Origin of the sequence: Streptomyces sp. NPDC050535 (assembly GCF_044457665.1) — a bacterium.
Classification (GTDB): Bacteria; Actinomycetota; Actinomycetes; order Streptomycetales; family Streptomycetaceae; genus Streptomyces.
Genome location: NZ_JBITHE010000017.1, coordinates 169,989 through 184,143 on the forward strand (window position 1 = coordinate 169,989; position 14,155 = coordinate 184,143).

Consider the following 14,155-nt stretch of genomic DNA (forward strand, 5'->3'; position numbering starts at 1 on the left):
GGTCGGCTGGACGTGGGTTTGTGGCGGGTGTGCGCGTCAGCCGGTCCTGGGTGCGCCCAGGCCGAAGAACTCGCAGTAGGACTCCACTTGACCGTTCAGCATGTGGATGCCGTGGTGGACGTGGTAGCCGAGGGCGGCGGCCTGCCGCAGCAGGGGCGTCTCGTGGGGTTTCATGATGATGTCGCCCACCACCGCTGCGGGCGGGAGGGCTTCGGGCGGGAACGGCAGTGGGTCGCTGGATCGCAGTCCGAGCGGGGTCGCGTTGACCGCGAGGTCGCTGTCATGCAGGGGCAGTTCGGCGACGGCGTGGATTCGGCCGGGCCAGTACGCGGCGAGTCGGCCGACAAGCGTTTCCAGTTTGGGCAGGTCCGGGTCGGTCACGGCGATCCGGTCTGCGCCGGCCGTCAGCAGCGCGGACGCGATGGCGCTGCCCGCCCCGCCGGCCCCGGCGAGCGCGACCCGCTTGCCTCGTATCTCATGCCCGGCGCGGGCGAGGCCGGTCACGAAACCGGAACCGTCGAAGTTCTCAGCGAGCCAACTGCCGTCGGTTTCGCGGCGCAGCACGTTGGCCGTTCCGGCGATCTTGACGGTATGGCTTTGCCGGTCGGCGAGCTGGGCGGCGTCCGTCTTGTGTGGGACGGTGACGAAGATGCCGTCGAGGTTACCGATCCGCTGCAGGCCGTGGAGGACCCGTTCCAGATCGCCAGGGTGGACCTTCACCGGCACCAGCACTGCGTCGACGCCCTGTTCGGCGAAGAGCGGGTTGAGCAGGCCGGGGGACCGGACCTGCTCGACCGGGTCGCCGATCACCACGTACAAGCGGGTGGTGCCGCTGATCGGGGCCCGCGGCGGGGTGGCGGTGTTGGTCATCGCGGGTTCCGGGGGCCGGCAGAGGTGACCTGCTGGGCAGCCGGCCGGATGGCCTCTGCGAGCAAATCGGCGACGGTGAAGGCCAGTTCCATAGACTGTTCCTCATTCAGGCGAGGGTCGCAGGCGGTACGGTAGCGCGCCGGCAGGTCAGCCTCACCGAGGCCGCGGGCCCCGCCCAGACACTCGGTGACGTCCTCGCCGGTCGCCTCCAAGTGGAGGCCGCCGGGGTGAGTGCCGAGGGTGCGGTGGACGTCGAAGAAGCCGTTGATCTCCGCGACGATGTCGTCGAAGTGGCGGGTCTTGCGGCCATCCGGCGTCGTGCGGGAGTTGCCGTGCATCGCGTCGCACTGCCATACCACCTGGTGGCCGGTTGCAGTGACCTTCTCCACGATCGGCGGCAGCACCTCGCGGACCTGGGAGTGGCCCATCCTGCTGATCAGCGTCAGCCGCCCGGGCGTGGCATGGGGGTCGAGCCTGCGGACGTACTCGACGGCTTCCTCCGGGGTGGTGCTGGGGCCGATTTTCACCCCGATGGGGTTGGCGAGTAGTTCGGCGACGGCGAGGTGCGCGTCGCCGAGGCCCCGCGTGCGCTCGCCGATCCAGAGGAAGTGTGCGAGTGGGCTGACGAGCAGTGGTTCCGGACCGGTGGTGAACCCGGCGGTGTGGAGCGGGGCGCATTCGTAGTCGAGCAAGAGCATCTCGTGGCCCACATAGATCTGTTCGCTACTCGGGCCCTGATCGCGGCCGATCTCTTCGGCGGTGCGGACGAAGTGGCCGCCGCCGGGGGTGCCTTGCAGGTACGAGGGGAGGCCGGTGTGCGGGTTCGCCGGTTCCTGTGCGTACGCCCGGCGGGCGATCGTCATCGCGCGAGCCGCGTGCCCGTGGGCGCGCAGCATCCTGTCCGGGTCACAAGTGCGTGCGGCAAGGGTGCGTTCGGCGGAGTTGACCATGTCACCCCGGTAGACCGGCAAGCCGTCCGCGTCGACGGACTGTGAGCGCGGCTTCGCGTACTGTCCGGCCATACGGGCGAGGGGAACCACCGGCAGCCCGGCGGCGTGGGCAAGGAGCAGCGACATACGCTTCAGGAGACCGAGGTTGGCTCGCAGGTGCGATTCGGTGGTCTCGGCGAAGGTTTCCGCGCAGTCCCCGCTCTGCAGCAGGAATGCCTCGCCGCGGGCGACCGCCGCGAGCTGCTCGGAGAGCTGTGCCGTCTCGGACTCGGCCACGATCGGGGGCGCGGTGCGCAGCAGTTCCACTACTGTCCGGGCCCGGGCCGGGTCCGGCCACTCGGGCTGCTGCGCCGCGGGTCTGTCCAGGGCCGCGGCGAGGCGGTCCGCGAGCCTCGGCTCCCGCGTGTTCCTGCCCCGGACCTCGCCGTGCGCTGCCTCTGATGAGCGCGTCATGCCAGCGGGGCTCCCGTTCCGTGGAAGCCTGCCGGCTCGATGAGTTGCCCGAGTGGCTGCCGTGGCATGCGCTCCAGGACCTCGGCGACGACCTGTTCGGACACGTCTTGGACCAGCTCCGCTCCCCCGAGCCCGTCGAGGACGAAGGCGAGGCCTGTGAGCGCCTTCTTGTCCCGGCGCATCAGGCGGATCAGCTCGGCCGTCTCGATCCCCTCGGGCAGCGCGGTGGGCAGGCCGTAGAACTCGACGACCTCCCAGTGCTCCGCCACCCGCCCGGGACCGATCCGGTCCAGGGCCCCGGCGAGCAGGCCCGCGAAGACCGTGCCGATCGCGACGGCCTCGCCGTGCCGGAGCGCGAAGCCGCCGGCCAGCTCCAGGGCGTGGCCCAGGGTGTGGCCGTAGTTGAGGATGTGTCGCAGGCCGGTGTCCCGCTCGTCGGCCGAGACGACGCCGGCCTTCAGCCTCACACTGGCCGCGATGCGCTCCGCGAGGCCGAGCCCGCGCAGGTCACCGGCACCGATGAAGTGGCAGCGGGCGATCTCACCCAGGCCGTTGAGCATCTCACGCCGGGGCAGGGTGGACAGGTAGTCGGTGTCGCACAGTACGGCGGCGGGCTGCCAGTAGGCGCCCACCAGGTTCTTACCAGAGGGCAGGTTGACCGCCGTCTTGCCGCCGACACTCGCGTCGACTTGGGCCAGCAGCGTGGTCGGCAGATGTACCACTGGCACGCCCCGGTGGTACAGGGCAGCGGCCAGGCCGACGACGTCGGTGGTGGTTCCGCCCCCGCAGGAGACGACCGCGTCGTTGCGTGTGAGGCCGAAGCGTACGAACTCCGCGCACAGGGCCTCGACGGTGGCGAGGTTCTTGTCCGGCTCACCGTCCCGGGCGGGCAGCAGCAGGGTCTCCACTCCCGTGTCAGGCACCCATTCCGCGGGCCGGGCTGACACGACGGCGACCCGCCGGGCGCCGAGGCCCTGGATCACTTCGGCCAGCATGGAACGCACCCCAGGGCCGATCAGCACATCGTAGGAACGTTCGCCGATGTAGACCGGTATCTGTTCTCTCACTCCGCCTCACTCCTTCCTGTGGAAGCGGTGATACGCCGGGGCGGCCACCCCGCCGGGGTCTTCAGGAGACGGTCCGCCGACTGGACCCCGGGCGCGACCGAGGCCGCTGCTGACCGGAGGTCCGGCTGTGTACGGCGGGTTCAGCTGAAGCTTTCGCGAGCATCTCCGGCCTTTCCGCAAGCGGTCGTGGTGGTTCGTCTGCTCAGCCCCAGTAGGTGCTGACGATCTTTTCGAGCTCGTTCTCGTCCCGGATGAGACGAAGCCGCTCCTCGCCGTCCTCAACGGTCATGAAGAGGTTCGCGGTGAGCGTGACCTGCCCGTTGTCGATGACCCGTCGGCGGCGCCGCGGGTGCGTCGCCATCTCGTCCAGCGACAGGGCGTCGCGCCAGCGGAACCACTCCGCGGTGGTACGTGTCTCCGGCAGGAAGCGGTAACTGTCGCGCCAGGCTTTGGCGCGGGTCTTGTACTCGAGGAAGTAGTGCTTCTCCCGACGGGTCAGCCGGAACTCGATGCCGTCCTGGACCCGGGTCTCTCCGGAGAACGGCAACGGCTCCACGATGGAGATGCCCGCGTGCCCGGCGTCGGCGAGCCAGTCCTCGCCGTCGATGGTGACGCGCATGACCATGTGCTCGATGTCAGGGCCCCACACTCCCCCCGGCAGGAGGGTGGCTGCGGCCAGCACCTGCACGTCGAAGCCCAACTCGACGAGGAGCCGATGGAACATGAAGTTCAATTCGACGCAGATGCCGCCCCGGCCACTGAGCACGATCGTCTCGAAGGCCGCGTCAAGGTCGAAAGACGCCTGGGCCAGGCCGAGGGCGTCGCCACTGCTGTCCAGGTCCAGGGCGTAACCACTGTCGTAAGGGATCCGCATCTGGTGCTTGCGGTGGATCTTCCGCAGGGTCGCCAGGCTTGCCTCGGGCGTTCCCGAGAAGCCGAGGTACTCCAGATACTTGTCCTTGTCGAACATGCTTCGTCTCCTTGGGTGTTCGTCGTCGGCGAGTGGCGGAGGGGGTGGGTCGATGACCGGTGCGCCGGCCGTGCTGCGCACCGGTCGGGTTCACGGTGGGCTGGTCCCGTCGTCCGCACGTCACTGGTGGAAGTTGAGATCACGTGCCGGAGCCCCGGTCTGACGTACGATCAAATCCTGGCTAGACGTCCGCATTGTCAGATTCCGGCACGGAGACGAGTCGGTCATTGATCTCCGCGCACCATGCGTGGAGTATCCGGCGAGCCCACGTGGGGTTCGAGGCGTTCCAGCAGCTCCTCGGCGGCCAGTTCCGCGGTGGGGTACTCGAAGGCGAAGGTGGCCTGGATGCGGACGCCGGTGAGCGCCGACAGCCGGTTCCTGAGTTCGATGGCGGTCAGAGAGTCGAAACCGATGTCGAAGAAGGAAAGGTCCGGTCCGATTTCGTCCGCAGACACGTGGCCGAGGATCGTGGCGACCTCGCGCTGGACCAGATCGACCAAGATCTTTCCTCGCTGGTCCGGGGACGCCTCGGCCAGCCGATCTGCCAGCTTGTCGGCCCCGGTCGCCCCGTCACGGGCGGGCCGCCGACTGACGCGGATGAGGCCGCGCAGCAGTGGGGGGACGGATGCGGAGTTGGTCTGGTCCCATATCGCCTCGAGTTCCATCTTCGTCAGGACCTGAACAGCGTCACGGTCAAGCAGCGCGAGGTCGAACAGCTCCATGCCCTCGTGCGCCGTGAGTTCGGTGCTGTTCCAGCGGTCGAAACGCTTCAGCTCGACCTCAGCGAGCTTGTCCAGCATGTCCGATCCCTGCCCCCACCATCCCCACACCAGTGAGGTCGCCGGCAATCCGGAAGCATGACGGCGTACAGCCAGCGCGTCGAGGTAGGAGTTCGCGGCAGCGTAGTTGCCCTGACCCGCTGAACCGAAGATCCCCGAAATAGAGGAGTACAGGACGAAGGCCGCGAGGTCGAGATCGCGCGTGAGCTCATCCAGAATTTGTGCCGCGTCGGCCTTCGGACGGAGCACCGCGTCGAGCCGTTCGGGCGTCAGGGTGGTTATCACACCGTCATCCAGCGCGCCGGCTGCGTGGATCACGCCGGTAAGGGGGGTGTCCTTGGGAACCGAGGCCAGAAGAGCCACCACGGAGTCTCGATCGGACACGTCGCACGCTACGGTTCGGACGAGCGCGCCAAGCCCCCCGAGTTCGGCTTCCAACTCGGCCGCGCCCGGTGCGTCCGGTCCCCTCCGGCTGACCAGGATGAGGTTTCTGATCTTGTGCTTGGAAACCAGGTGCCTGGCCGCCAAACGACCCAGCCTCCCCGTACCGCCGGTGATCAAGACCGTGCCCTCGGGGTTCAGTGGACGGCCATGGGCATCGGCGGGGGCGGCCTTGACAAGCCTCGGCACCGCCACCGCGCCGCTGCGAAGTGCCGCCTGAGGTTGCCCGGACGCGAGTACATCGGGCAGGCGCCGAGCTGACGCCTCCGTGCCGTCCGTGTCGACCAGGATGATGCGGCCCGGGTTCTCGGACTGTGCCGAACGCAGCAGGCCGGCAGCCGTCGCAACGGCCAGATCGGGAGCCGGGTCCCCGCCCTGGACGGCCGCACCGACCTGTGTGAGAGCGACTAGAGGAGTGTCCTGGAAGGCGGGTTCCGCGAGCCACGCCTGGACGACCTCCAGCACTCGCCCGGTGAGGTCCCGGACGGCGGCGGGGTCCGTACGTCCGTTGCCGGCCACATCGAGGAGGAGCATGCCGGGGGGCGTTCCGGCCACGGCACGAACGTCCTCGGCAGTTGTCACGAGTACGACGTTCAGCTCGTCATGCACGCTCCTGACGGAGATGGGCTCCCAGGCCACACGGAACATCTGCTCCTTGGACGCACCTGAGCCGACACGCAGCAGTTCCGGGACCACCGGTCGCAAGACCATCGAGTCGACGGCAGCCACAGGTGTGCCGAAGGCGTCGGCCAGGCGCAAGCGGATCGTGTCGGGAGCGAGCGGTGTGAGGTGAACCCGCAGTGTGGAGGTTCCGACGGCGTGCAGTCTGACATCGCGCCAGACAAATGGCAGAGCCAGCTTCGGGCTCTCGCCGGCCATATCGGTGCGGAAGGCACAGGCGTGCATGGCCGCGTCCAGGAGGGCCGGGTGCAGCCCGTAGTCATCGCCCTTGCCTGCTTCCTCGGGCAGTGAGACCTCGGCGAACACCTCCTCGCCGCGCGTCCACGCCCCGCGCAGGCCCCGAAAGGCCGGACCATAGCCGTATCCCGCCTGTGCCATGCCGTCGTAGGCGTGGGCGAGTACGTCCGGGTCGACGGCGGTGGCGCCGGGCGGCGGCCACTGGGTGAGGTCGAAGTCGGCCCCACCCTCCTCTGGCACCAGGCGTCCGGAGGCATGACGGGTCCAGCTCCCACGTGGACCGGCTTCCTCCCAGCGGGAGTGAATCTGGACGGTGCGGTGGCTGGATTCGTCGGGCTCACCTACCCACACACGTAGCTGGACGCCGCCGCTCTCGGGCAGCAGTAGGGGGCGCTCGATAACCAGTTCGCTGACCAGGCTGCACCCGATCTCGTCGCCGGCGCGGACGGCGAGTTCCACGAAGGCTGCTCCGGGCATGAGGACGATTCCAGCGGCCGCGTGGTCGGCGAGCCAGGGGTGCGTGCGCAGCGACAGCCGGGAAGTGAACAACACGCCGTCCGAGCCGGGGATTTCGGTGACCGCGCCGAGCAGGGGATGGTCCGCCGCCTCGAGACCGAGGCCTGCTGCGTCCCCACCGGAGTCTGCCGGATCCAACCAGTAGCGCTGGCGCTGAAAGGCGTACGTGGGCAGGTCTACGGGCCGCTCCGTACCGCGGCCGAGGACGGCCCCCCAGGTGACCTGAACGCCGTGGGTGTGCAGGTGGGCCAGCGAGGCAAGGAACCTGCGTGGGCCGCCCTCGCCGCGGTGCAGCGACCCGGTGACGACAGCGGGTGCCTGGAGCTCCTCCAGCACGTCCTGGACGCTCGACGCCAGCACAGGGTGCGAGCTGACCTCGATGAACACTCCATGTCCATCACCGGCCAGGGACCGAATGGCCGGGTCGAACTGCACGGTCTGCCGCAGGTTGCGATACCAGTACTCGGCGTCCAGCTCCGTGGTGTCCTGGAGTCGCCCGGTCACCGTGGAGTACAGCGGCACGCGCGAAGGCCCGCCGGAGACCCCAGTGAGTGCCTCGAGGAAAGAGTCGCGCAGCACATCGATCTGTGAGGAGTGTCCGGCGGCGTTGGCCCCGTGAATCCTGCGGGCGTGGATGCCCTCGGTCTTGCACCGGGCGAGCAGCTCTTCCAGGGCGGGCAGTTCACCGGTCACGACCACTGAGGAGGGTCCGTTAACTGCGGCGATCTCCAGGCCCGGCAACTCCTCCACCAGCACGGAGGCGGCCTTGACACCGGCAACGAGGGACGCCATGCCTCCGCGTCCCGACAACTCGGCGCGGATAATCTTGGCCCGGCAAACCACGAGGCGGGCGGCGTCCGGAAGGGACAGCGCGCCGACAAAACAGGCAGCGGCGATCTCGCCCTGGGAATGACCCACGACCGCATCCGGGACGACCCCGCACGCTTCCCACAGCGCGGCAAGCGACAGGTTCAGTGCCCACGAGACCGGCTGCACCACGTCGAGGTCTTCAAGGGACCGGGCGCCCTCGACCTGCCGCACCACATCGAGCAACGACCAGCCGGTCAGCGGGTCGAGCGCCCCGGCGCACTCGGCCATGCTGGTTGCAAACACGGGCGACGTCTCAAGCAGTTCCCTTCCCATGCCCGCCCAGTGTGTGCCCTGGCCGGGGAACACAAAGACAGTTTGGCCTACTACGCTCTCGGCCGTTCCCTTGACGACACCGGTCGCGGACTCGCCGCCGGCCACGGCGTCCAATGCGGTCAGCGCCTCTTCCCGGTCCTCGGCGAGCACGATCGCACGGTCGGGGAGAAGACCCCGGCTCTGCACCAGCGACCGGCCGACGTCAAGCAGGTCCAGCTCTTGACGTTGCCTCAGGAACGAACCAAGGCGCCGGGCCTGGCCGGCGAGACCCGCCTCGCCACGGGCCGAGAGGACCAGTGGCACAACCGCGTCGCCCAGCACGCGCGTCTTCTCGTCGGACGGGTTCACGGATGTCTGCTCGGGCGCCTGCTCCAGGATGACGTGCGCGTTGGTGCCGCTGACGCCGAAGCCGGAGACTCCCGCACGACGAGGACGGCCGATCTCGGGCCACTCGTGCGCCTCGGTCAGCAACTCAACCGCTCCAGCAGACCAGTCGACCTGAGGCGTGGGCTCGTCCACGTGCAGAGTCTGCGGCAGCACACCATGCCGCATTGCCATCACCATCTTGATCACACCAGCGACGCCTGCCGCATGGCCCGAGTGTCCAAGGTTCGACTTCACTGAACCGAGCCACAGCGGCAGTCCGGGGTCACGGCTCTGGCCATAGGTGGCAAGTAGGGCCTGTGCCTCGATCGGGTCGCCCAGGGGGGTTCCGGTGCCGTGCGCCTCGACGATGTCGACGTCGGCGGACGACAAACCAGCGGCAGCGAGTGCCTGGCGGATCACCCGCTGCTGCGAGGGCCCGTTCGGCGCGGTGAGTCCGTTGGACGCGCCATCCTGGTTCACCGCAGTGGCCCGTACGACGCCGAGAATCTCATGTCCGTCACGGACGGCATCGGAAACCCGCTCCAACAGCAGGAAGCCCACGCCCTCGGCAGAGTTCGTTCCATCTGCGGATGCCGCAAACGCCTTGCACCGGCCGTCCTTCGCAAGGGTCCGCATACGCGAGGCCAACACCAAGCCGGCGGGAGTGGTCATCACGCTGGAGCCCCCGGCCAGCGCCAACGACGACTCGCCCGAACGCAGGGACTGCACTGCCATGTGCATGGCTACCAGGGACGACGAGCAGGCCGTGTCGACCGTGACCGCGGGCCCCTCGAACCCGAGAGTGTAGGAAACCCGTCCCGACAGGACGCTCGCCAAGCCGCCGGTCATCAGGTAGCCCTCGAGCTCGTCGGGGACGCTGTGGAAACTGGTGGCGTAATCGTGCCCGCCCACGCCGGCGAACACGCCAACGTTCTTGCCACGCAGAGTAGCCGGGTCTATGCCCGCCCGTTCGATCGCCTCCCACGACGTCTCCAGCATCAGACGCTGCTGCGGGTCCATGACCAGCGTCTCGCTTTGTGAGATACCGAAGAAACCGGCGTCGAACTCGCCCGCGTCGTGCAGGAACGCGCCTTCCTGTACATAAGTCGTGCCGGTCCGATCGAGCTCCGGGTCGTACAGGTTCTCAAGATCCCAGCCCCGGTCGGTGGGGAATGCGCCGACTGCGGAACGACCATCGGCGATCAACTCCCACAACTCTTCAGGTGACGACACCCCACCGGGGAACCGGCACGCCATACCCACGATGGCGATCGGTTCAGTGAAGCTGTCGCGGATCTTCTTGTTCTCGTTCTCCAACTGCTCGTTCTCGATCAGTGAAGCCCGCAGCGCTTCGACAAGCTTTGCCTCTGAGCTGGTCATTCCCTGCCTCCATTCGTTCCGCTCGCGCGTCCGCTACTGCTTCCGGGCTTTTCTCATCGCGCGCTCCACCAGGTCGTCGGCGTCCATCTCCTCGATCAGCAGCTTGCCGTCCTGCTTCGGTTCGGCGGTGTCCGGCGCTGTGGCACTTTCACCACCGGGGCTCGCCACCAGTTGCAGGAGCTTCTCCATGAGCCCGAGTTCCTGGAACCGGGACAGAGGCGTGGTGACCAGGACCCTCCGGATCTCGTCCTCCCGACCCGCCAACTCGCCGACGTCCTCGGGGCACAGTTCCGCGAGCAGATGACGCATCAGGCTCCGGGGTGTGGGATGGTCGAAGACGATCGTGGCAGGGATGCGGATCCCTGCGAGTCCGGTGAGTCGGTTGCGGAGTTCGACGGCCAGCATCGAGTCGAAGCCGACCTCCCGGAAAGCCCGGTCGGGGTCGACCTTGCCGGGTGTCGAATGGCCCAGGACCGCAGCGACCTCGCGCCGGATCAGCTCCAGCAGCATCTGCTCTCGCTGGACCGGGAGCGTGGCGGCCAGCTGTTCAGCGAGGCCGCCCCAACGGGGGGCCCCGTGCCGAGCGGTGCGACGGCCGCCACGCACGAGGCTCCGCAGCAGTACGTGTACGGGTTCGGACGCGGCTTGGGCGCGCAGCGCGGCGTAGTCCGGCCTGGCCGCCAAGAGCACCGCGTCGTCTGACTGCAGCGCCGCGTCGAACAGCTCCAGACCCTCCTGGCTGGAGTGTGCCACCAGGCCGTGCAGGGCCATCCTCCGCTGATTGGCCGTGCCCAGGTTCCCGCTGGTGCCGGTCTGGTCCCACACCCCCCATGCGAGGGAGATGCCGGGCAGGCCGGTGTGGTGGCGGTGGAGGGCGAGGGCGTCCAGGGAGGCATTGGCGGCGGCGTAGTTGCCCTGGCCGGGGTTGCCGAGGACTCCGGCGGCGGAGGAGAACAGCACGAACGCCGCAAGATCGATGTCCCGGGTCAGTTCGTGCAGGTGCACTGCGGCGTCGAGTTTCGGCCGCAGGACGGTGTCGAAACGGTCCGGGGTCAGGGCGGTGACCACACCGTCGTCGAGGACTCCGGCAGTGTGGACAACCGCGGTGAGCGGATGTGCGTCCGGCACTGCGGCCAGGAGCGCCGCGACAGCGTCCCGGTCCGCGGTGTCGCACGCGGCGATGGTGACGGTCGTGCCAAGGCCGGTCAGTTCCTCGTGCAGCGCCGCCGCCCCTTCGGCATCCGGTCCGCTCCGGCTGGCCAGCAGCAGGTGCCGTACGCCGTGTTCGGTCGCCAAGTGCCGGGCGACGAGACTGCCGAGCGTCCCGGTGCCGCCGGTGACCACGACGGTGCCGTCAGGGTTGAGCTCGCGCCGGGGGCCTTCGGCAAGCGGGGCACGCCGCAGCCGGGGGACGAAGACCACACCACCGCGCACACGAACGTGGGGCTCGCCCGTGGCCACCGCGAGCTGCACAGCCTCCACAGCCTGCACGGCTTGCACGGCCGCCGGGTACTCCGAGGTCGCCGCACTGCCGCGATGCTCGGCAGTGGCGCTCCCGACAAGGACGATGCGGTCCGGGTGCTCCGACTGTGCTGAGCGCAGCAGGCCCGACACGGCCGCTACGGCGACATCGTCCTCGGCGTCGGGGATCATCACGACGAGGCGGGTGTCCGCCAGAGCCGGTGCTGCCAGCCACGCCTGGACAACGGCCAACACTGCGGCGACGGCCTCACGCGGGCCGACGGGCACGTGCGGGTCGGCGGGCACGTGCCAGGCCTCATACACCAGCAGGCCCGGAACCGCTGCCCCGCCCGCCGCGAGGCCAGCAACGTCTTCAGCATCGCCGACAGCCGCCATACTGCCGGCGTCCTCAGCCCTCTCACCTGGGGAAAGGGGAAGCTCAACCCAGTCGACCAGGAACAGGGCGCCAGAGGCCGGCCCGTCCTCGGCCTCTGCCTTTTCGGGCGAGAACGGCTCGGCGACAACGGCATCAGCGGTCAGCACCGGCGCGCCGGTGGCGTCCACCAGCTCAAGGCCTCTCACCCCCGTGGCGTCACGGGCTGCGCGGACCCGCACCGCCGCCGCACCGGAAGCCAGCAACGCCACCCCGCTCCACCGGGTCGCGATCACGTCCTCATCAGGGAACGCCGTTCGGACCGCCGCGTCGAGCAGCGCCGGGTGCAGGCCATAGCGGTCGGCGTCACCGACTGCCTTGCCGAGGGCCACATCGGCTGCGGGACTGCCAGTAGGCCACGCGCCACCGGAAGCGGACGGGCTCACCGGACCAGGCACGAGCGTGCCGCTGGCGTGGCGTGTCCACACCGCGTCCAGAGCGGCGTTGTCCGGGCGGGAGTACACCTCCACCGGCCGCCGCCCTTGCTCATCGGCCTCCCCGACCGTCATCTGTACGGCTCTGCCGCCCCGCAGCGGCAACAGGACGGGCCGGTCCACGGTCAACTCCTCGACCACCGGACTGCCCACCTCGTCACCGAACCGGATGGCCAGCTCCACCAACACCGCACTCGGCACCACGGCCACATCACCGACGGTGTGATCACCCAGCCAGGGGTGCGCGTCCACCGACCACCGCGAAGTGGTCATGAAACCACCGGAGTCCGGCCGGCCAATGATCGCCCCGATAAGCGGATGGCCACCGGCGGCCTGACCGAGCGCGACAGCATCGACCACGGGAGCAGAACGCAGCCAGTAGTGCTGATGATCGAAGGCATACGTCGGCAGATCGACCTTGGTGGCGGCGGCACTGGCCGGGAGGACACCCGCCCAGTCGACGGGGACGCCTCGGACGAACAGTTCGGCCATGGAGGTCAGCAGCCGGCGCAGACCGCCCTCCTCACGGCGCAGCGAACCACCGACCACAGCCTCTGTGCCGGCCTGGTCGACGATCTCGCTGACCGGCTGGACCAGAACCGGGTGAGCACTCGACTCCACGAAGACGGTGTGACCGCTGGCCAGAAGACCGGCGATGGCAGGACCGAAACGGACCTGGCCGCGCAGGTTCCGGTACCAGTAGCCGCCGTCAAGGACACCCGCCTCCTTTACCCACTCCCCCGTCACCGTCGAGTAGAAAGGAACCAGCGGGGCTTGGGCGCGGATGTCGGAGAAGGCGGTTGTCAGTGCGCCCTCGATCGCCTCGACATGCCGGGTGTGGGAGGCGTAATCCACCGCCACCCGACGCACCCGCACACCATCCGACGCAAGAACGTCGAGGGCTTCGTCGAGGGCTTCGGCATCACCGGCGATCACCACCGACGTGGGACTGTTGACCGCCGCCACCTCAACCCGGCCGGCCCACCGCTCGATACGCCCGGCCACCTCTGCCGCCGACAGCGCCACCGACGCCATACCACCCCGGCCCGCCAGACTGCCCGCGATCACCTGGCTGCGTACCGCCACAATCTGGGCCGCGTCCTCCAGCGACAACGCACCCGCCACACACGCCGCCGCGATCTCACCCTGCGAGTGACCGACCACCGCATCCGGCACCACGCCGACCGACGACCAGACGGCGGCAAGCCCGATCATCACAGCGAAGCTCGCAGGCTGCACCACATCCACGCGCTCCAGGAGTTCGACCGGAGCATCCCCTCGCAACACATCCACCAGCGACCAGTCCACCCACCGCTCCAATGCCGCCGCACACTCAGCGATCCGCTGCGCGAACACCGGCGAGGAATCGAGGAGTTCACGGCCCATGCCCACCCACTGCGAACCCTGACCGGGAAAGACGAACACGACCTTTCCGGACCCGCCCAGCGCCGACACGCTGCCGGTGACCACACCGGGATGAGACTCGCCCCGCGCCAGCGCACCAAGCCCCGCCAACGCCTCAGCACGCGAACCCACCACCACCGCACGCTCAGGCAACATCGCCCGCTGAGCGACCAACGCACCCGCCGCATCCGGCAGTGACACCTCACTCGACTCCACAAAGGACGCCAACCGCTCGGCCTGGCCCGCCAGAGACCCGACACTCCTCGCTGACACCACCAGCGGCACCACACCCTCATCGGTCCCCGCCAGCCCAGGCCCGACAGGCTCCGGCACTGTGGGCTGCTCTTGCGGGGCCTGTTCCAGGATCAGGTGCGCGTTGGTCCCGCTGACACCGAAGGACGACACACCAGCGCGGCGCGGCCGACCGGTGTCAGGCCACTCCCGCACCTCCGTCAGCAACTCGACCGCGCCCGCGGTCCAGTCCACCTTCGCCGACGGGGCATCGACATGCAGCGTGGGCGGCATCACCCCGTGCCGCAACGCCTGCACCATCTTGATCACACCAGCCAC

Annotated in this window: 6 protein-coding genes; all 6 read right to left on the minus strand. The window is 69.0% G+C overall.

Annotated elements, in window-relative coordinates:
* Positions 1 to 36: 36 nt before the first annotated feature.
* Positions 37 to 870 carry a shikimate dehydrogenase family protein gene (locus ACIBLC_RS31140; RefSeq protein ID WP_399214666.1) on the minus strand — a complete coding sequence of 278 codons (834 nt, stop codon included), beginning with the start codon at positions 868 to 870 and terminating at the stop codon, positions 37 to 39.
* Positions 867 to 2,273: a 3-deoxy-7-phosphoheptulonate synthase gene (locus ACIBLC_RS31145; protein WP_399214667.1), complete on the minus strand. Its 1,407-nt coding sequence runs from the start codon at positions 2,271 to 2,273 to the stop codon at positions 867 to 869. Before ACIBLC_RS31145 ends, ACIBLC_RS31140 begins: the two co-directional genes overlap by 4 nt.
* Positions 2,270 to 3,340: a 3-dehydroquinate synthase family protein gene (locus ACIBLC_RS31150; protein ID WP_399214668.1), complete on the minus strand. Its 1,071-nt coding sequence runs from the start codon at positions 3,338 to 3,340 to the stop codon at positions 2,270 to 2,272. The genes ACIBLC_RS31145 and ACIBLC_RS31150 overlap by 4 nt, the downstream gene beginning before the upstream one ends.
* A 202-nt stretch (positions 3,341 to 3,542) precedes the next feature.
* Entirely contained in the window at positions 3,543 to 4,310 is a 768-nt protein-coding gene (locus tag ACIBLC_RS31155) for an arylamine N-acetyltransferase (protein ID WP_399214669.1), read from the minus strand.
* Positions 4,311 to 4,534: 224 nt separating this feature from the next.
* On the minus strand, positions 4,535 to 9,853 hold the full coding sequence (locus ACIBLC_RS31160; RefSeq protein WP_399214670.1) for an SDR family NAD(P)-dependent oxidoreductase: 5,319 nt from the start codon (positions 9,851 to 9,853) through the stop codon (positions 4,535 to 4,537).
* A 33-nt stretch (positions 9,854 to 9,886) separates the two neighbouring features.
* Positions 9,887 to 14,137: an SDR family NAD(P)-dependent oxidoreductase gene (locus tag ACIBLC_RS31165; RefSeq protein WP_399214671.1), complete on the minus strand. Its 4,251-nt coding sequence runs from the start codon at positions 14,135 to 14,137 to the stop codon at positions 9,887 to 9,889.
* Positions 14,138 to 14,155 lie beyond the last annotated feature (18 nt).

Bases quoted from the DNA above. Each gene is read 5' to 3' on its own strand.
- ACIBLC_RS31155 (WP_399214669.1), bottom strand. From the start codon at position 4,310: ATGTTCGACAAGGACAAGTATCTGGAGTACCTCGGCTTCTCGGGAACG.
- ACIBLC_RS31140 (WP_399214666.1), bottom strand. From the start codon at position 870: ATGACCAACACCGCCACCCCGCCGCGGGCCCCGATCAGCGGCACCACC.
- ACIBLC_RS31145 (WP_399214667.1), bottom strand. From the start codon at position 2,273: ATGACGCGCTCATCAGAGGCAGCGCACGGCGAGGTCCGGGGCAGGAAC.
- ACIBLC_RS31165 (WP_399214671.1), bottom strand. From the start codon at position 14,137: ATGGTGCAGGCGTTGCGGCACGGGGTGATGCCGCCCACGCTGCATGTC.
- ACIBLC_RS31160 (WP_399214670.1), bottom strand. From the start codon at position 9,853: ATGACCAGCTCAGAGGCAAAGCTTGTCGAAGCGCTGCGGGCTTCACTG.